An 18,468-nucleotide genomic window follows, 5' to 3' on the forward strand; every position below is an offset into this window, starting at 1 on the left:
GAGGAGATTGGGGTGGCAGGATCCGCTATTTCAGTTCCAGCAGCCGTTCGAGATAGCTGCGTTCGATGTCGGGACTGAGCGCATTGCCGAGCCGCTTGCGGATTGCTTCCAGGATCTGGCGCGCGCGCTGGACGTCGATCTCGTCGGGCACCTTCACCTCGGTGCCGTCATCGGGACCCCTTGTGGCGCGCGGCCGGCCGAGCGGGTCGCGGTCGGCGTTCTGCTGGCGCCCGCCCTGCTCGCTGCCGCCCTCGTCGCCCTGCATGGCCTGCATCTGCTTCATCATGTCCTTGGCGCCCCTGCGCAGCGCCTCCAGCGCGCGGCCCTGGTGGCCGACGGCCTGGTCGCCCTCGCCCTCGCCGAGCGCCTGTTCGGCATTGCCCATGGACTTGCCTGCCTCGCCAAATCCCTCACTGGGCTGCATGCCCATGCCTTCCAGCCCCTTCTTCAGCTGCTCGAGGTCGCCTTGCAGCTTGCCCTGGCCTTCCTGAAGCTGCTTCAGCGCATCGGCGAATTCCTGGGGCGTCATCGGCTTCGGGCGGGCGAGCGGATCGCGGTCGTCGCCGGGGCCGGGCTTGCCCTCATCCTCGCCGCCGCCGTTTTCGCCAAGCTGCTCGTCGCGGTTCTCGCCACGCTGGCGCTGGCCGCGCTGCATCTGGTCCATGCGGAAGGTGTCGTTCATCATCTCCTGCTGGCGCCGCATGATCTCGCCCAGCTTGTCCATCTGCTGGCGCATCTCGCTGTCTTGCTCGCCGCCGGGCTGGCGACGGCCGGCCTGCAGGTTGTTCATCATGTCCTGCAATTCCGACAAAAGCTGCTGGGCGCGGTCGCGGTCGCCGGACTTGGCCAGGTTCTCGATTTCGTCCATCATGCGATCGATGTCGCTCTGGCGCAGCTCCTGGCCGTTCTGCTGCATCTGCGGTGCGTTCGGGTTCTGCTGGGCGCGCTCGGCAAACTCCTGCAGGAACTGGTTCATCGCCTCGCGCAGTTCTTTCATCAACTTGTCGATCTCTGCGTCGCTGGCGCCGTTCTTGATAGCGTCCTGCAACGCCTGCTGTGCCTGGCGCAGCCGCCTTTCGGCCGCCGACAGATTGCCTTCCTCGATGCCGAGCGCGATCTCCCAGAGATAGGACACGACGTTGCGCAACTGGTCGTCGTTGCCGGCCATCTTCAGCCGGCTGTGGGCGCTCATGATGGCGAGGTAGTGTGCCATATTGTCGAAGGTGTCTTCGGGGCGCAGCGTGATGGCATCCATCAGGTCGAGCACGCGCGGCTTGGCATTGGCATCGAGCGCCAGCATGCGGCGCTGCTCGATCACGGCTCTCGCCAGCGGATTGGAGAAGGGCCGTTCCGGCATCACCAGCGTCTTGGTTTCGCTGCTTGCGGTGTGTCCGGCGTCGTCGGTGGCGACGAGCGTCAGCTTGATGTTGCTACCGGCCCAGACGTGCTCGGTCAGGTCCTTGCTGGTCTTGGCGGCATTGCCCTTGCCGCCGCGGCGCGGCAGCACTAGCGGCAGATCGGGCGGGCCATAGAGCGGATGCGCATTCGGCGCCTGCGGGTCGGCGGGCACGAAAACCGCCTTGGCGGAGGCGGCGCCATAGTCGTCGTCGATCTGGTAGTTGAGCTCGAAGGCACCGTTGACAGCACGCTTGGGTTCGCCGACGAAGCGGATCGTCGGCGGTTTGTCCGGGATCACCGCAAAGGCCCATTGGCCGAGGTCGTCCTCGCCCGACTTCAAAGTCAGCGTGCCGTCGCTGGTCAGCTTGCCGGTGAACTGGCGCACCTTGGGCGCCGCCGTGTTCGCCACGGGCTTGGCTGCTTGCGGCCCGGCCGGGTCTATGGCGCGGGCATTGCCATTCTTGTCGGCGTAGGCAAGCGTTTCCTCGCCCGAGCCGCCGGTGACGCGCAGCGAGACATCGCTGCCTTGCGGAACGGTGAAGGTGGGAGCGGCCTGGTTGGCGTCGGCGGTGAGGAAGATCGGCGGCTTGCCGGTATAGGCAGGCGGCGTCACCCAGGCATCGATGCGCGGCGGAACAGTGTCGCGCGCCGCGCGCGCCACGAAGCCGTCACTCAACGTGCCGCCGGAGGGGCCGAAGGAGAAGGCGAAGGCGGTGACCAACAACAGCAACGCCACGGCGCGCAGGCCCCAGCGGTCGCGCTCCGGCACGCGTGTGCGCGGCCGGTCGGCGCCAAGGTTGCCCAGCCGCTCCGCCATGCGTTTCTGGTGTTCGCGCCACAGCGCCTGCGAAAAGATACTATCGCGGCCGCTCGGCCGGTCGGTCTGCACCAGAACCGGGCTGTGCAGAAGCTCGTTGGCCGCTTCGATGCGCCGATCAATCTCGGCGGCGGACGGCAGGCGGAAGAAACGCAGCGGATAGAGGGCGGCAAGGGCAGCGATGGCGAACGCCGCAAGGAGGCCGATGCGTGCCAGATCGGGCAGAAGCGGGAACAGGCCGAGCCATGAAACACTGAGGAACAGGCTGGCGACAATGATCAGCGGCAGAAGTAATGGCCAGCCGCGTTCGACAACCATTGCGACCCGCGTCGCCAGCCGGCTCAAGGCAAGACGCCCGGCCAGTCCGCGATCGCCGCTGGAAGTGGGTCGTTCCGTCATCGGCCCTTCCTGTCCGGGCGGGATAGCCCGAACCTCACGAGTCGAAGTTTACCAGCAAACACGGCAAAGGCGAGGCGGTTCCGAAAACGAGAAGAATTCTTGACCGGTTATGGTCAGAATTTTGCGGGATTGGCGTTCGCACCGCACACCAGAACCGCGACACGCTCGCCCGGCGCTGGCTGGTAGCGGCCGGACAGAACCGCCGCGAAGGCCGCCGCACCGCCCGGCTCGGAGATGATTCGCACCCGATCCCACAGCGCCTTCTGGGCGGCGATGATGTCGTCGTCGCTGACCAGGAGGGAACGCTCGACATAGGCCTCGGCGATCGGGAACATCATTTCACCCACCCGCTTCGGCGCCAGCGAATCAGCGGCGATGCCTTCGGCCGGCGCGTCGACGGGCCGTCCGGCCTCGAAGGCGAGATGCAGCGTCGGCGCGCCTTCTGGCTCGACGGCGACGATCCTGATGCGGCCGGCAAACCAGGCGGCGATGCCGCCGATCAGGCCACCGCCACCGACGGCGACCAGCAAGGTGTCGATCTCGGGCAGGTCGGCCTCAATTTCGAGACCGAGCGTGCCTTGCCCGACCAGCGTCTCCTCCTGGTTAAAAGCGTGGATCTGCAACGCGCCGGTTTTCTCGGCGAAGCTTTCGCTGGCGGCCAGTGCCTCGGCATAGCGGGCGCCGCCGACGATCAGTTCGGCGCCGTAGCCGCGGATGCGGTCGAGCTTGGCCGGCGGGCTGACTTCCGGAACGAAGATGGTGGCCTTGTGGCCAAGCCGCATGGCGGCATAGGCGACCGCCGCGCCGTGATTGCCGCCCGACGCGGCGACGACGCCGGCCGCGGGCACGGGACGTTCGAGGAGGTTGGTGAAGGCACCGCGTGCCTTGAACGAGCCGGAGTGCTGCAGGCATTCGAGCTTGAGGTCGACGGCCAGGGGCGAGCGGCCGAAATCGGCCTTGTCGACGCGCAGCACCGGCGTGTGGCGCACGAAGGGACGGATGCGCGGCTCCATCGCGGCAATGCGTTCGCGGGTGATCAAGATGCCGTCGGCCATGGCTTGCTCCTCGGGATCGAAGCGGACGTTCGTTTCGGGACGACGGCCTATTTCAACCAGTCGGGCACCGAATCCAGTCCGATCAGTTCGTCATAGGTCTGGCGCGGGCGCACGACATGGAAACGGTCGCCGTCGACCAGCACTTCCGGCACCAGGAGCCGGGTGTTGTAGGTTCCGGCCTGGACCGCGCCATAGGCGCCGGCGGTGGAAATCGCGATCAGGTCGCCGGCCTTCAGCCTGGGCAGGTCGCGATCGAGGCCGATATAGTCGCCGGTCTCGCAGACCGGGCCGACCACGTCGACCGTCATGCGCGGTGCCGCCGCCGGCTGCTGCACCACCGGCCTGATGTCGTGGAAGGCGTCGTAGAGCGTCGGCCGGATCAGGTCGTTCATGGCGGCGTCGACGACGAGGAAATTCTTGGCGTCGCCTTCCTTCACGAAGATCACTTCCGAGACCAGGATCCCGGCATTGCCGACGATCAGGCGGCCCGGTTCGAACATCACCTTGAGGCCGAGCTTGGTGACATGCTTGCGCACGATCTCGGCATAAGCGTCGGGCAGTGGCGGCGGGCTGTTGTCGACGCGGTAGGGAATGCCGAGGCCACCGCCGAGATCGACATGCTCGATCGCATGGCCGTCGGCGCGCAGCGCGCCGACCAGATCGACGAGCAGGGCAAAGGCATCGTCGAAGGGCTGCAACTCGGTGATCTGGCTGCCGATATGGGTATCGATGCCGGTGACCTTGATGCCCGGCAGGCCTGCCGCGTGGGCATAGACCTGCCGCGCCTTCTGCCAGGCAATGCCGAACTTGTTCTCGGCCTTGCCGGTGGAGATCTTCTTGTGGGTCCTGGCGTCGACATCCGGGTTGATGCGCAGCGAGACCGGCGCCACCTTGCCGAGTGTCGCGGCGCGGGCGGAAAGCAATTCGAGTTCGGGCTCGGATTCGACATTGAAGCAGAGGATGCCGGCTGAAAGCGCGAAATCCATTTCACGCGCGGTCTTGCCGACGCCTGAAAACAGGATTTTGCTGGCCGGGACGCCGGCGGCCAGCGCGCGGCGCAACTCGCCCTCCGACACGACGTCGGCCCCGGCGCCGAGTCTGGCCAGCGTGCGCAGCACCGCCTGGTTGGAGTTCGCCTTCATGGCATAGCAGACCAGCGCGTCGAGCCCGGCAAAGGCCTGGGCAAAGACGCGAAAATGCCTGGTCAGCGTCGCCGTCGAATAGCAGTAGAACGGCGTGCCGACACTTGCGGCGATATCTGGTATCGCCACGTCCTCAGCGTAGAGCACGCCGTCGCGGTAGTCGAAATGGTTCACGAGAGTGGTTCCGGAAGTTGGAGCACGATGAGATCGGGTGATCTCATCGGCTCTAGAGCAGCGGGTCGAGAATGAACTTCTTGTCCTCGACCGGTTTTTCCGGCTCCGGCGGCACGGGCTGCTTGGCTTTCTCGGCGTCCTTGCGGGCCTGCACGGCGGCCTCGTAAGGGGTGTCGAGGCCGGCCTTCCTGCCGCAGGCCGTCACGGCTGCCATCGCCGCCAGCAACGTCAGCGTCACCAAAATCCTGCTTCCGGTCATCGATCCATCCGTCCGAGAAAAATCCGTTGCCTGCTTCTAGCGAAATTTTTGGGCCTTTGCACCCCGGCAAATCAGGCCGCTGCCGAGGTCACGCCTTGGCCAGCCGCTTTTTCCAGTAGCGGATCTGCTTCCTCACTTCCGATGGCGCGGTGCCGCCGAAGCTTACGCGGCTCTTGACCGAGTTCTGCACGGCCAGCACCGAAAAAATGTCGGCGGTGATGCCGGGATGGATCGATTGCAGATCCTCGAGCGAGAGCTTCTCCAGCCCTACCTTCTTCTCCTCGGCCAGCGCCACCGCGCGACCGGTGACGTGATGCGCTTCGCGGAAGGGGAGACCGAGCGTGCGCACCAGCCAGTCGGCAAGGTCGGTCGCGGTCGCATGGCCGGAGCCGGCCGCCTTCTTCATGGCGGTGGCATTCACCGTCATGTCGCGCACCATGCCGGTCATCGCCGCCAGCATCAGGTCGAGCGTTTCGGCAGCGTCGAAGACGGATTCCTTGTCTTCCTGCATGTCCTTGCCATAGGTCAGCGGCATGCCCTTCATGACCGTCAGCAGACCGACCAGATGGCCGGTGACGCGGCCGGTCTTGCCACGCACCAGTTCGGCGGCGTCGGGGTTCTTCTTCTGCGGCATGATCGAGGAGCCGGTGGAGAAACTATCCGACAGTCGGACGAAGCCGAATTGCGGCGTCGACCAGATGATGATCTCCTCGGCCAGCCGCGACAGATGCGTGGCGCAGATCGCTGCCAGCCCCAGGAACTCGAGCGCGAAATCGCGGTCCGAAACGCTGTCCAGCGAATTGCGCATCGGCTCGCGGAAGCCGAGCGCCTTGGCGGTCTGGTGGCGGTCGATGGCAAAGCTGGTGCCGGCAAGCGCTGCCGCACCGAGCGGGCTTTCGTCCATGCGTTCGATGGCGTCGCGAACACGCGACAGGTCTCGCGAGAACATCTCGACATAGGCCATGCAGTGATGGCCGAAAGTCACCGGCTGCGCGGCCTGCATGTGGGTGAAGCCCGGCATCACGGTTGCCGCGTGCTCCTCGGCCCGCTCCAGGAAGGCCGCGATCAGCCCCTTCAGCGCTTCGGCGACGCGCAAGCACTCGTCCTTGACCCAAAGCCGGAGGTCGACCGCCACCTGGTCGTTGCGCGAACGAGCGGTGTGCAGGCGGCCGGCGGCCGGGCCGATCAGATCGGCGAGGCGAGCCTCGATATTCATGTGGATGTCTTCCAGCCGGGTCGAGAATTCGAAGCTGCCGGCCTCGATCTCTTTCAGAATCGTGTTCAGCCCGTGAGCGATTTTTTCTTGATCGGCCGCCGAAATAATGCCCGTTTCGGCCAACATTTCGCTATGCGCGATCGAGCCTTTGATGTCCTGCGCGTAGAGTTTGCGGTCGAACGAGATCGATGCGTTGATCGCTTCCATGATCGCGGCCGGACCCGAGGCAAAACGTCCGCCCCACATCTGGTTGCTGGCCTTCTTGTCGCTCATCGCTATAACCCGTGCTCCGGAGCAGTTTTAAGAAAATGGCAGACGGCAATAGATTATTCCCGGCCCCGCGTCTCATCCTCGCCGCCTTGGTGGCGGGCGTGCTGGCCGGCGCGGTCGCGGTATATGTCAGCGAGAGCGGTTCTGGCAACAACGCCGCGCACCAAGTCGCTGCCGGCGACGGCAAGGACGATGCCGTCTGCGCGGCAAAGGCCGACCGAGCCAGGAAGGTTGCGGCTGCCGCCACCGGCCAGGTCGCAGCACTTTTGCCGGCCGACCCGCCGCAATCGCTGAAAAGCCTTGCCTTCAACGACCCCGACGGCAAGCCGATGACGCTAGCCGATCATGCCGGAAAGACGCTGCTGCTCAATCTGTGGGCGACATGGTGCGCACCCTGCCGTGCCGAGATGCCGGCACTCGATGCGCTGCAGAAGGAAAAGGGCAGCGATGCCTTCCAGGTCGTCGCGGTCAATGTCGATACCGGCGACGACGCCAAGCCGAAGAAGTTTCTCAGCGATATCGGCATCGAGACGCTCGGCTACTACCGGGATTCGACGATGGGGCTGTTCAACGACGTCAAGAAGCGCGGCCTGGCGTTGGGCCTGCCGGTGACGATGCTGATCGATGGCGAAGGTTGCCTGATCGCGCATATGAACGGGCCCGCCGAATGGTCGAGCCCTGACGCAAAGCGGCTGGTCGAAGCCGCACTTGGCCCGTCAGATTGAGCGCAGCGCCGCGGCCGGCTCCAGCATCAGGATGCTGCCGCCGCGTTGCCTGGCGTCGTCGTTGACCGCTGGCCCGGTCACGCCGGTCAGTTCGCCGAACGTCTCGATCGGGCTAGGCCTGCCAAGATAGAAACCTTGCCCGATCTCGCAGGCTTCGGCGTCGAGAAAGCGCAGCTCGCCCAATGTCTCGACGCCTTCGGCCAGGACAGGCAAGCCTAGGCCGCGACCCAGTCCCAGCACGGCGCGAACGATCGCAGCGACTTGGCCGTTCCTGTCGACGGATTTGATGAAAGAGCCGTCGATCTTGATCTTGTCGAAGGGAAAGGCACGAAGGTTGGAAAGCGAGGAATAGCCGGTGCCGAAATCGTCCATGGCGACGCGGACGCCGAGCGCCTTGACCTGCCGCAATGTCGCCAGCGCGCGGGGCATGTCCTTGACCAGCGCGGTTTCGGTAATCTCCAGCTCGAGCCTGCCTGGCGCCAGGCCGGATCGAAGCAGGACTTCGTGCACCTTGCGGCTGAAGTTCGGATTGTGCAGCTGCACGGCCGAAACATTGACGGCGACGGTCAGCGGGTTCTTCCAGCGGGCGGCTTCCTCGCAGGCCGTCGCCAGAACCCATTCGCCGATCTGCAGGATGGCGCCGCTGTCCTCGGCCACCGGGATGAACACGGCCGGGGAAACCTCGCCGCGCTGCGGATGCTGCCAACGGATCAGGGCTTCGAAGCCGATCATCCTGCCGCTGCTGATTTCCTTCTGCGGCTGATAGACGAGGCGAAATTCATTGCGCGCCACCGCCTGGCGCAAATCATGTTCCAGCACCCGCCGGTCGCGTGCCTCGGCGCCCATCGAGGCCTCGAAATAGCGGTAGGTGTCCTTGCCCTCGGCCTTGGCGCGGTAGAGCGCCGTGTCGGCATGGCTGACGAGAGCTGCCTGTTCGTCCGCGTCGAGCGGGTACAGAGCGATGCCGATGCTGGCCGAGACCAGGCCGCCGCCGGGCGACAGCTTGTTCTCCTCGCGCATGGCGGCAAGCACCGCCTCGGCGATGCGGCCCGCCGCCTGGGGATCGGGAAGGTTCGGCGCGATGATGGCGAACTCGTCGCCGCCGAGGCGCGCCAGCATCTGCCCGTGGCGAAGCACGGCGGAGGCGCATTGCGCAACCCTTTGCAGCATGGCGTCGCCGGCGGCATGGCCAAAGAGATCGTTCACTTCCTTGAACCGATCGAGGTCGAGCAGCAGCAGCGCGAGATTGCCGCCCTTGCCGCTTCGGCCCGCTGCGTCAATTTCGGCTTCGAGGCGGCCCGTGAAGCTGCGGCGGTTGGCAAGCCCGGTCAGCGGGTCGAAATGAGCCAGGCGGACGATCTCCTGCTCGGCCTTCTTGCGTTCGCGTATGTCGCGAACGGCGACCACATTGTGAGGCTTGCCGCAATAGTCGATGCTTCTGGCGATCAGCTCCACGGGTATGTGGGTGCCGTCGTGGCTTCGCAGTTCGGCTTCCTGTGCCTGTCCTTCGACCATGCTCGACGCAGCGCGCTCGCCGAACAGGTCGCCGAGCAGCATCGTGTTCAGCGTGCCGGGCGCGATGCCGGTCAGTGCCGCGATGCTGTCATTGGCGCTGACGATGCGGGTGCCGTCGCAGACGATGAGGCCTTCCACGGCGGCGTTGGCCAGGCCATGCATGCGCTCGGCCTCGACCTTGTGACGGCGGAAGCGCAGATCGATCCAGAGTGCCGCGGCCGAAAGCACGAGGATCACCAGGCTGACCGCCGCGGCGGCGAAGGCCTGCGACATCGGTTCGACCGTGTATTGGGATATTTCGATGGAGCTATCCGGATAGATCGAAACCGCGGCCATGGCGATGAAATGCAAAGTGCAGATCGCCAGCGTCAGAAGCACGGCGGCGGCGATCGTCCCTGATGTCGAGGGCCGGCGCAGCACGACGAGAAGCGAGAGTGCGGCAAGCGTGACGCCAGCTACCAGCGAGACGGCGACGAGGAGCTGATCCCAGACGATCCGGCCCTGCACCTCGAACGCCGCCATGCCGGTGTAGTGCATGGTGGCGATGCCGCCGCCGAGCACAGCGCCGCCGACAAGGTAGTGATCGATGCCGCCGCGCAAGGTGGCGATCCACATGCCGACGGCGGTCAGTATGACAGCGGCGGCAAGCGAAAGCACGGAAAGTTCCGCATTGTATGCGTTCGGTATTCCCGGTGAGAACGCAATCATGGCGATGAAGTGGGTCGCCCAGATTCCGAACCCGGTCGACGTGGCGGCAATCATCAGCCAGGCGTAGCGGTTTCTGTTGGTCGACCGGTCGACATGGCGAAGCAGATTGATCGCGGAAAAGGAAGAGATGCCACAAATAAGCGCCGCCAGTGCAACCAGTCTCAGATCGTGTTCGTGCACGATACAATTATAGACAGTCAACATCTCGCTTCACCTGATCTTCCCGCAACAATCAAGGCAATGGTATTGATTAGGGCTCCACGGTTGAAGAAACAGTTATTGCGCATGCAACCGCAGCGTGCTGTGCCGGGTTGTATCGGAGGGCAATTTCGGTGCTGCTTCACCCGAGCGGTCGGCCGGCCATCCGCCAGCACCGCCGCGAGAACGGCGGGATGGCCGGCCTCGCGCCGCTGGTTAGGCAGGTCGACAGCTCGGAGGCCAGCATTTCATCCATCTAATTAGCTGGATAATCACTCTTTTCCTCGGGCCTTTACGCCGCTCCGCGGCGCCCTAGCTACCTGGAGCGCCGATGTGACGGTTTTCATGCCGGCGTGCCGTCGAGGGGAGGAGAGACTGGCTGTCCATAGGCCTGAAAAGGCACAACAGAACTGTCACATACCTTCTCTATGAGAGCGGCAAAGGACTTGCGCAAAGCCTGATGTCATCAGCCACTCAAGAGGGAATCATATCCATGTCGATCATCAAGCAGGGCTTAGCTGCCCTTGCCGCTGGCGTTCTCGGCCTCGCGCTGGCACAGCCGGCCGCCGCGGAACCGGTCAAATTCGATTTCTGGTTCGGCCTGTCGGGCGACCTCGCACGCGTCGTCGATACGCTATGCAAGAACTTCAACGCATCGCAAGCCGACTATGAAGTCGTCTGCACCAGCCAGGGCAATTACGACGCCACGCTGCAGAACACCATCGCCGCCTTCCGCGCCGGCAAGCAGCCGACCGTCGTGCAGGTCTACGACGTCGGCACCGCCACGATGATGCTGTCGGGTGCCTACAAGCCGGCCGACAAGCTGATGGAAGAAAACGGGTACAAGATCGACTACAGCGACTATTTCCCCGGCATCGCCCGCTACTACGCGACCTCGAAAGGCGAGATGCTGTCCTTCCCGTTCAATTCCTCGACCCCGCTGATGTACTGGAACAAGGACGCCTTCGCCAAGATCGGCAAGTCCGAGGCGCCGAAGACCTGGGAAGATGTCGGCGCCGACCTCAAGGCCCTGAAGGACGCGGGCTATGAATGCCCGATGGCGATCAACATCTCGGCCAACGAAAGCTGGCAGCTGATGGAGCAGTTCTCGGCGCTCCACAACCAGCCGATCGCCACCAAGAATAACGGCTATGACGGGCTCGACGCCCGCCTCGAGATGAACAAGACCAAGTTCGTTCAGTACGTCACCGATCTCAAGAAGTGGTATGACGCCGGTCTGATCAAGATCAAGTCGAAGGATCTCGGCCAGGACATGGTGCAGGCCTTCGCGTCCGGTACTTGTGAGGTCATCATGACCTCGGTCGGCGACCACGGCACGGTCGGCAAGACGCAGAAGGAAGGCATGAACTGGGACGTTGCCGAGTTGCCGGTCTATGCCGGCACCGAGCGCAAGAATTCGCTGGTCGGCGGCGCCTCGCTGTGGGTGCTGTCCGGCAAGTCGGATGCCGAGTACAAGGGCGCGGCCGCTTTCCTCAACTTCATCCACGATCCCAAGACCGCTTTGTTCTGGTCGACCAACACCGGCTATATTCCGGTGACCAAGTCAGGCTTCGATTACATGAAAGCCCAGGGCTTCTATGACAAGGCGCCCTACAAGGGCCGCGAAACCGCGATCGCCAGCCTGACGGCCTCGGAGCCGACCGAAATCACTCGTGGCATTCGTCTCGGCAATTTCACCCAGATCCGCGCTGAATTCGGCACGCAGATGCAGGCGATCTTCGCCAACAAGGTCAGCGTCCAGGAAGGCATCGACACGCTGGTCAAGAATGGCGACGCGATCCTCGACCGCTTCCAGCAGACCTATCCGAACAAGACGCTGCCCTGATTTCAGGTATTGCCGCGGCCGCCCGCCGCGAATCGACGGGCGGCCATTTCAAATCTAGTCTCATCTCGGGAAAGCGGGCTGGCGGTTCAACGGCGTCGGCGGATCGATGGAAAAACGCGTCACTTTCAGCAGATGGTCGATCGGCATCCTGTTCGCAGTGCCGCAGCTGATCCTGATCTTCACCTTCTTCTACTGGCCGGCCGGCCAGGCGGTCTACTGGTCGCTGACGCTGCAACAGCCCTGGGGCGGCGGCAACATCTGGGTCGGGCTCGATAATTTCCGGTCGATACTGTCCAACGCCGACTACTGGAACTCGATCACGGCCAGCCTGACCTTCGCCGGGATCAGCACCGGTCTTGCCATGGTGATCGCCCTGGTGCTGGCCACCTTGACGGACCGGCAGCTTGCCGGCTCACGGCTCTATCGCGTCGTGCTGATCTGGCCCTACGGCATCGCCGCGCCGGCACTGGCGATGGCTTTCCGCTTCATCCTGGCGCCGGAAGCAGGCTTCATGGCGGTCGTCAACCAGGTCTGGCCCGGCTTCTGGGACCCTGGCCTCGACGGCACCGATGCCATGGCTTCCATCATCGTTGCCTTTTCGTGGAAATATGTCGGCTACAATTTCATCTTCTTCCTCGCAGCCCTGCAGGCCATCCCGCGTTCGCTGATCGAGGCGGCGGCGATGGACGGGTCGGGTGTCATTAGGCGGTTCTGGGATATCCAGTTTCCGCTGATCACGCCGACCATCTTCTTCCTGCTGGTCATCAACATCACCGAGAGCTTCCAGGATTCCTTCGGCATCGTCGACATCATGACATCGGGCGGACCGGCCAACGCGACGAACCTGATGGTCTACAAGATCTATTCCGACGGCTTCAGGGGCCTCGACTATTCGGGCGCGGCCGCGCAGAGCATCATCCTGATGCTGCTCATCATCGTGCTGACCATCTTCCAGTTCCGCTTCATCGAGCGGCGCGTGCATTATCGCTGAGGCGGCCATGGTCGAGCGCACCCCGATCCTCAATTTCCTGACGCATGTGATCCTGTTCCTAGGCTTCGTGTTTTGCGTCGCACCGTTCGTGATCGTGGTGATAGCCGCGTCGCACAATCTAAAGGACGTCAACGATGTGCCGATGTCGCTGCTGCCGGGCAGCGATTTCTGGATCAACATCAAGACCGCGTGGACGACAGCCGACCTCGGCCCCAAGCTGTTCAACAGCTTCATCATGTCGGCCGGCGTCGCGGCGGGCAAAGTCATCATTTCGGCGCTTACCGCCTTCTCGATCGTCTACTTCCGCTATCCCGGCCGCATGCTGATCTTCTGGCTGGTCTTCATCACTCTGATGCTGCCGCTCGAAGTGCGCATCGTGCCGACCTACGCGGTCGTCGCCAATGTGCTGTCCCCCTACCAGACCATCCTCGACCTGACCGGGCTCAGCTGGCTGATCGAAAAAATCTCGGGCGTCCAGGTTTCGCTCAGCCTTGGCCTTCTCAACTCCTACACCGGACTGATCCTGCCGCTGATCGCCACCGCCACCGGGACCTTCCTTTACCGGCAGTTCTTCCTGACGGTACCGGATGAGCTGACCGAAGCCGCGCGCATGGACGGCGCCGGCGCGGTGCGGTTCTTCATCGACATCCTGCTGCCGCTGTCGCGCAACAACATGGCGGCGCTCGGAACCATCATGTTCCTGTGGGCGTGGAACCAGTATCTGTGGCCGCTGCTCATCACCACCGATCAGTCGCATGCGACGGCGGTGACCGAACTCAAGCAGCTGATCCCGAATGTCGGCGGCATACCGGAATGGAACATCGCCATGGCCGGCACGCTCATCGTCATGCTGCCGCCACTGGTGGTCGTCGTGCTCATGCAGCGCTGGTTCGTGCGCGGCCTGATCGCCACTGAAAAGTGATTTCACAAGGAGACGGTCGATGGCCTCCATCACCATTCGCGACGTCTACAAAAGCTACGCCAAAATGCAGGTCGTGCATGGCGTCAACCTCGACATCACGTCGGGCGAATTCGTCGTCATCCTCGGCCCATCCGGCTGCGGCAAGTCCACGCTGCTCCGGATGATTGCCGGGCTGGAGGAGATCTCCGGCGGCACGATCGCCATCGACGGCACCGTGGTCAACAAGCTCGAGCCGCGCGAGCGCGGCTGCGCCATGGTGTTCCAGAACTATGCGCTCTATCCGCATATGAGCGTGGCGCAGAATATCGGCTATTCGCTGAAGGTCGCCGGCGTTCCCACCGCCGAGCGCACCCAGCGCATCCAGGCAGTCGCCCGCATCCTGGAGCTCGAACAGCTGCTCGACCGCAAGCCGATGGCGCTGTCGGGCGGCCAGCGCCAGCGCGTCGCCATGGGCCGCGCCATGATCCGCGAACCCAAAGTGTTCCTGTTCGACGAACCGCTCTCCAACCTCGACGCCAAGCTGCGCGTGCAGATGCGCTCGGAAATCCGCAAGCTGCACCGCCGGCTGAACGCCACCTCGGTCTTCGTCACGCACGACCAGGTCGAAGCAATGACGCTTGCCGACCGGCTGGTGGTGATGAATGGCGGCCGCGTCGAACAGGTCGGCACGCCAGGCGAGATCTACAGCCTGCCGGCCAGCCGCTTCGTCGCCACCTTTGTTGGCGCGCCTGCGATGAACATGCTCGAAGGCAAGGTCGTGCTTGACGGCCTGTCACTGCTCGGCGGCAGCCGGCGCCTGGCCGTTTCGCGCGCCGGCCTGCCAGTCGGCACCAAGGTCGCGGTCGGCATCCGGCCGGAAGCCGTGCGCCTGGTCGCTCCCGGCACGCCGGGCGCGCTCAATGCCACCGTCGATCTGGTCGAGGAACTGGGCGCGGGTCGCGTCGTCTATGTCGATCTCGACGGCGCGGCGTTTTCCGTGATGACGTCGGAGGCTGTCCATCCGGCGCCTGGCAGCGCGGTCGGCCTGCAGTTTTCCGAGGCCGACCTGCACTTCTTCTCGTCGGAGACGGGAAGCCGCCTCGACGTCTTCAAGGCTTCGGTGCCGGTCCCCGCACTCTGATCTTCGCGGCAGTTCGCAAGCTCATTCCCGCCCTCTCCGGGCGTTCAGAAAACTCCCTGTCGGATCGAAGAAGGGCCGCGCAATGAAAATCATCCAGGTCACCGACGTGCATCTCGGCCGGCGGGGCGAAATCCGCTACGGCGCGGATCTGCATGAGCGGCTCGACCGCTGCATCGCGCATATCAACGCCCGTCAAGGCGATGCCGCGCTTTGCGTCCTCACCGGCGACCTGACCGAAACCGGTGCAGCCGAGAGCTATGCCGATCTCAAGGCGGCTCTGAGCAGGCTTTCCCTGCCTTACCGGCTGCTGCCGGGAAACCACGACAGGCGCGCCAACCTCGTCGCTGCATTTCCTGAAAACCCGGTCGACGACAATGGCTTCGTGCAGTCGGTCTTCGAGACGCCTGAAGCCTCGCTGCTGTTCCTCGACAGCCTGGCCGAAGGCCGCGTCACCGGCGAGCTATCCGACCAGCGGCTGGCCTGGCTGGATGCCAGGCTTGGCGAAGCGGCCGGGCGGCAGGCCTACATCTTCCTTCATCATCCGCCGGTCGAGCTCGGCCTGCCGCTGCTCGATCCGCTCGGGCTCGAACGGCCCGGGCGATTCCTCGATCTGCTCAGGCGCCACGGCAATGTCGGCCACATCTTCTTCGGCCATGTCCATCGCGACATTGCCGGCACCGTCGCCGGCATCCCGTTTACCGCGCAGCGCGGGCTGCATGCCCGCTTCGTGCTCGATCTGGTGGGGGAGGAGGTGGTCGAGCAGGCGCCGCCCACCTACGCAATCGTGCTCATAGACGCTGCCGCCCGACGGGTGGTCGTGCACAATTGCGATTTCCTCGAGCAATGGCCGACCTATTCGACGGCGACGGGCAAGCTCGTCGCCTAGCAGTGCCGGCCCCAGCCGGCGCAGGACAGTCAGGCAAACACATGCGCCCTGCCTGAAACCGTCAGCCGGACGATCTCGCCAAGGGCCGGCGCGTCCATGCCGGGCTTGCGCAGGATCAGCGGCGTGTTGCCGATCGCGGCGGCGTCCGGCGGATCGGGGCTGTTCAGGAGCCGCACGGCGATGGTGCACATCGAGCCGGCGAATTCGGATTCCGTCACTTCGCCAAATAGCATGTCCGGCGTGCCCGACATGCCTTCGCGCGACGTCCTTTTCAGCAACACCTGTTCCGGCCGCAGCATGATACGAGCGACGTCGCGCTTCTCTGCCGTGTCGACGGCGATGCGGCCGAGTGGCGAGGTGGCGAAGCCGTCCGCAATACTCGCCGGCAGGATGATGGCGTCGCCAAGGAACTCGGCGATCATCCTGTCCTTCGGCTGGAAATAGAGCTCGCGCGGCGTGCCGACCTGCGAGAACAGGCCGTCGCGCATCACCGCGACCTGGTTGGCGAAGGACAGCGCCTCGGCCTGGTCGTGGGTGACCAGGATCGTGGTGATCCCCGCGGCTTCCAGAAGCTCGGCCACGGCCTTGCGCATCGAGGCGCGCAGGCCGGTGTCGAGGGCCGAGAACGGCTCGTCGAGCAGCATCAGCCTGGGCTTCATCGCCATGGCGCGGGCCAGCGCCACACGCTGCTGCTGGCCGCCGGATAGCTCGTGCGGGCGGCGTTTTAGGATCGCCTTGTCCAGCCCGACGATATAGGCAAGCTCGACGATGTGCTCGATGCGCTTGTCGGCGCCGCGCGCCATGCCGAAGCCGATATTGTCGGCGATGGTCAGATGCGGGAACAGGGCGCCGTCCTGCGCCACCACGCCGATGCCGCGGCGATGCGCCGGCACGGCGGCACCGCCATTGGCCAGCACCTCGCCGTCGAGCACGATGCGGCCCTGGTCGGGGGGCTCGAAGCCGGCGATCAGCCTGAGCAAGGTCGTCTTGCCGCAGCCGGACGGTCCGACGATCGCGGTGCGGCTGCCGCTGGCGACGCTAAGGTCGACGCCGGCAAGTGCTGCCACCGGGCCGTAATGCTTTTGCACGCCGCTGAGTTCGAGAAAGCTCATCGTCCAGCCATCCTTTTCGACTGGACGTAAAGCAGCCAGGTCAGGGGCAGCGACATCGCCACCATGATGAAGGCGTAAGGGGCGGCCGAGGCATAGTCGATCTCGCCGCTATAGGACCAGAACGCCATTGCCAGCGTGCGGGTGCCGTTGGGCGCCAGCATCTGGGTGGCGGTCAGTTCGTTGGTGATGCCGAGCGCCACCAGCGCCATGCCTGCGGCGGCCCCCGGCGCCGACAGGCGGATCGTCGTTGCCCACAGCGCCTTGAGCGGCGGCCGGCCGAGGCTCGAGGCCGCGCGTTCGAGTTCGACCGGCGCCTGTGCGATCGACGCCCTGAGGCTGATCAAGGCGCGCGGCAGGAACATCAGCGCATAGGCGAAAAGAATGGTGAACAAGGTCTGGTAAAGCGGCATGGCGATGCGCACGGTGATGGTGACCAGCGCCAGCGCGATGACGACGCCGGGCAGCGAGCCGACGATGTAGTTACAGCCTTCGAGAAGCCGCTGCAGCGGACCCGGCGCGCGGATCGAGACCCACGCCATCGGCATGGCGGCTATCGTTGCGAGCAGCGCGCCGCCAACCGCCAGGAACAGGGTCTGGCCGAGCGCCAGGCCGATCTCGTCGAGGCGCCAGACATCGGCGCCGCCGGCGATCAGCCAGCGGCTGATGGTGACGAAAGGCACGCCGAGCGAAAGCAGCGCGGTGACGGCAGGCAGCGCCAGGCAGGCAAGCGCGGCGCGGCCGAGCCTCGTGCGCTGCTGCTGGCGCGCCGCACCAGAGCCGACGCGGGCATAGCGCTCCTCGCCGCGCACCAGCACCTCCAGGGCGAGCAGCACGAAACAGCACGTCACCAGCACCGCGGCCAGCATGTTGGCGGCCGGTCCGTTGAAGGTCGACTGGAACTGGTCGACGATCGCCGTGGTGAAGGTGTCGAAGCGGATGAAGACATAGAGGCCGTATTCGGCAAGCAAATGCAGGCCGACCAGCAGCGAGCCGCCGCAAATGGCTAATCTCAGCTGCGGCAGCACGACGCGGGCAAAGACCCGCCATGGGCCGAGGCCGAGGGCGGCCGCGGCATCCTCAAGCGCGGGGTCGAGACGACGTAGTGCGGCCGCGATCGGCAGATAGAGGAACGGGAAATAGGCAAGGACCGAAACCAGCACCCCGGCCCACAGGCCGTGCAGCCCCGGCACAAGGCTGATCCAGGCATAGGAGTGGACGAAGGCGGGGATGGCGAGCGGCGCCACCGACAGCCACGCCCACAGGCGTGCGCCGGGCAGGTCGCTGCGTTCGGTCAGCCAGGCCAGCGTCACCGACAGCACGATCGAAATCGGAACCGCCACCGCCACCAGAAGCACGGTGTTGACCAGGAGCTCGCCGACGCGTGGACGAAAGACCAGCGCCGATGCGGTTTCCCAGCCGTTCTGCACCGCGACCCACACGATGAAGGCAAGCGGCAGCAATGCAAGCAGCGAGACAAGAGTGGCTGCGAGCAGGATCCAGGAGAGGGATCGACGGCGCGTTCCATGCCCGGCCTTGGGGCCGGCCGGCAGGCCCGGACGCGAAAGATCGACCACAGACTGCATCAGGCCGGACGCCGCGCCGCTTCCACCTGACGGCGGAGGTCATCGAAGGCACGCCGAACGCGGCCGGAAACGCAGCTTGTCGTCATCGACGAATGCCACCTCGAAAACAGAGCGCTCCCGCGGAGAGCGTAT

General features: G+C 64.8%; 14 protein-coding genes. 6 read left to right on the top strand and 8 right to left on the bottom strand.

Annotation, left to right across the window (positions count from 1 at the left end):
• Positions 1–25: 25 nt before the first annotated feature.
• The 5 genes from D3227_RS21530 to argH all read right to left on the bottom strand — a co-directional run bounded on the left by D3227_RS21530 (position 26) and on the right by argH (position 6,733).
• Positions 26–2,614, bottom strand: coding sequence for a TIGR02302 family protein (locus D3227_RS21530; protein WP_120016321.1), 2,589 nt, complete (start codon positions 2,612–2,614; stop codon positions 26–28).
• A 113-nt stretch (positions 2,615–2,727) separates the two neighbouring features.
• A complete protein-coding gene (locus tag D3227_RS21535; RefSeq protein WP_120016322.1) occupies positions 2,728–3,669 on the bottom strand; it encodes a threonine/serine dehydratase in 942 nt (313 codons plus the stop codon).
• A 47-nt stretch (positions 3,670–3,716) separates the two neighbouring features.
• Positions 3,717–4,985, bottom strand: a complete 1,269-nt coding sequence (gene lysA / locus D3227_RS21540; protein WP_120016323.1) for a diaminopimelate decarboxylase — start codon at positions 4,983–4,985, stop codon at positions 3,717–3,719.
• A 52-nt stretch (positions 4,986–5,037) separates the two neighbouring features.
• A complete protein-coding gene (locus D3227_RS21545) occupies positions 5,038–5,244 on the bottom strand; it encodes a hypothetical protein (RefSeq protein ID WP_120016324.1) in 207 nt (68 codons plus the stop codon).
• An 88-nt stretch (positions 5,245–5,332) separates the two neighbouring features.
• Positions 5,333–6,733, bottom strand: coding sequence for an argininosuccinate lyase (gene argH / locus D3227_RS21550; protein WP_120016325.1), 1,401 nt, complete (start codon positions 6,731–6,733; stop codon positions 5,333–5,335).
• Positions 6,734–6,768: 35 nt separating this feature from the next.
• Between argH and tlpA the strand changes: the two genes are divergently transcribed.
• Positions 6,769–7,455, top strand: a complete 687-nt coding sequence (tlpA, locus tag D3227_RS21555; RefSeq protein ID WP_120016326.1) for a thiol:disulfide interchange protein TlpA — start codon at positions 6,769–6,771, stop codon at positions 7,453–7,455.
• Here the strand turns inward: tlpA and D3227_RS21560 are convergent.
• Positions 7,447–9,882 (bottom strand): sensor domain-containing diguanylate cyclase, encoded by a 2,436-nt coding sequence (locus D3227_RS21560; protein WP_120016327.1) that lies wholly within the window; start codon positions 9,880–9,882, stop codon positions 7,447–7,449. The genes tlpA and D3227_RS21560 overlap by 9 nt on opposite strands.
• A 487-nt stretch (positions 9,883–10,369) precedes the next feature.
• On the opposite strand from D3227_RS21560, the gene D3227_RS21565 reads away from it, so the two are divergent.
• The 5 genes from D3227_RS21565 (at position 10,370) to D3227_RS21585 (ending at position 15,641) form a co-directional block, all read left to right on the top strand.
• A complete protein-coding gene (locus D3227_RS21565) occupies positions 10,370–11,722 on the top strand; it encodes an extracellular solute-binding protein (protein WP_120016328.1) in 1,353 nt (450 codons plus the stop codon).
• A gap of 106 nt (positions 11,723–11,828) precedes the next feature.
• Complete coding sequence (locus D3227_RS21570; protein ID WP_120016329.1) at positions 11,829–12,713, top strand: carbohydrate ABC transporter permease; 885 nt, start codon at positions 11,829–11,831, stop codon at positions 12,711–12,713.
• Positions 12,714–12,720: 7 nt separating this feature from the next.
• Complete coding sequence (locus tag D3227_RS21575) at positions 12,721–13,635, top strand: ABC transporter permease subunit (protein WP_120016330.1); 915 nt, start codon at positions 12,721–12,723, stop codon at positions 13,633–13,635.
• Positions 13,636–13,654: 19 nt separating this feature from the next.
• Positions 13,655–14,755, top strand: coding sequence for a sn-glycerol-3-phosphate ABC transporter ATP-binding protein UgpC (gene ugpC, locus D3227_RS21580; protein ID WP_120016331.1), 1,101 nt, complete (start codon positions 13,655–13,657; stop codon positions 14,753–14,755).
• Positions 14,756–14,837: 82 nt separating this feature from the next.
• Positions 14,838–15,641, top strand: a complete 804-nt coding sequence (locus tag D3227_RS21585) for a phosphodiesterase (protein WP_120016332.1) — start codon at positions 14,838–14,840, stop codon at positions 15,639–15,641.
• Between the two features lie 29 nt (positions 15,642–15,670).
• Here the strand turns inward: D3227_RS21585 and D3227_RS21590 are convergent, their stop codons facing one another.
• Both D3227_RS21590 and D3227_RS21595 read right to left on the bottom strand, forming a co-directional pair.
• Entirely contained in the window at positions 15,671–16,753 is a 1,083-nt protein-coding gene (locus tag D3227_RS21590) for an ABC transporter ATP-binding protein (RefSeq protein WP_120016333.1), read from the bottom strand.
• Positions 16,750–18,336 (bottom strand): ABC transporter permease, encoded by a 1,587-nt coding sequence (locus D3227_RS21595; protein WP_120016334.1) that lies wholly within the window; start codon positions 18,334–18,336, stop codon positions 16,750–16,752. Before D3227_RS21595 ends, D3227_RS21590 begins: the two co-directional genes overlap by 4 nt.
• Between the last annotated feature and the right edge of the window lie 132 nt (positions 18,337–18,468).

Origin of the sequence: Mesorhizobium waimense, from assembly GCF_003601975.1 — a bacterium.
Lineage (GTDB): Bacteria > Pseudomonadota > Alphaproteobacteria > Rhizobiales > Rhizobiaceae > Mesorhizobium > Mesorhizobium waimense.

What these genes read in the sequence shown, in the direction of transcription:
- D3227_RS21565 (WP_120016328.1), top strand. Translation starts at nt 10,370, where the DNA reads ATGTCGATCATCAAGCAGGGCTTAGCTGCCCTTGCCGCTGGCGTTCTC.
- D3227_RS21560 (WP_120016327.1), bottom strand. Translation starts at nt 9,882, where the DNA reads ATGTTGACTGTCTATAATTGTATCGTGCACGAACACGATCTGAGACTG.
- tlpA (WP_120016326.1), top strand. Translation starts at nt 6,769, where the DNA reads ATGGCAGACGGCAATAGATTATTCCCGGCCCCGCGTCTCATCCTCGCC.
- D3227_RS21585 (WP_120016332.1), top strand. Translation starts at nt 14,838, where the DNA reads ATGAAAATCATCCAGGTCACCGACGTGCATCTCGGCCGGCGGGGCGAA.
- argH (WP_120016325.1), bottom strand. Translation starts at nt 6,733, where the DNA reads ATGAGCGACAAGAAGGCCAGCAACCAGATGTGGGGCGGACGTTTTGCC.
- D3227_RS21590 (WP_120016333.1), bottom strand. Translation starts at nt 16,753, where the DNA reads ATGAGCTTTCTCGAACTCAGCGGCGTGCAAAAGCATTACGGCCCGGTG.
- D3227_RS21575 (WP_120016330.1), top strand. Translation starts at nt 12,721, where the DNA reads ATGGTCGAGCGCACCCCGATCCTCAATTTCCTGACGCATGTGATCCTG.
- D3227_RS21595 (WP_120016334.1), bottom strand. Translation starts at nt 18,336, where the DNA reads ATGCAGTCTGTGGTCGATCTTTCGCGTCCGGGCCTGCCGGCCGGCCCC.
- D3227_RS21545 (WP_120016324.1), bottom strand. Translation starts at nt 5,244, where the DNA reads ATGACCGGAAGCAGGATTTTGGTGACGCTGACGTTGCTGGCGGCGATG.
- ugpC (WP_120016331.1), top strand. Translation starts at nt 13,655, where the DNA reads ATGGCCTCCATCACCATTCGCGACGTCTACAAAAGCTACGCCAAAATG.
- D3227_RS21530 (WP_120016321.1), bottom strand. Translation starts at nt 2,614, where the DNA reads ATGACGGAACGACCCACTTCCAGCGGCGATCGCGGACTGGCCGGGCGT.
- D3227_RS21570 (WP_120016329.1), top strand. Translation starts at nt 11,829, where the DNA reads ATGGAAAAACGCGTCACTTTCAGCAGATGGTCGATCGGCATCCTGTTC.
- D3227_RS21535 (WP_120016322.1), bottom strand. Translation starts at nt 3,669, where the DNA reads ATGGCCGACGGCATCTTGATCACCCGCGAACGCATTGCCGCGATGGAG.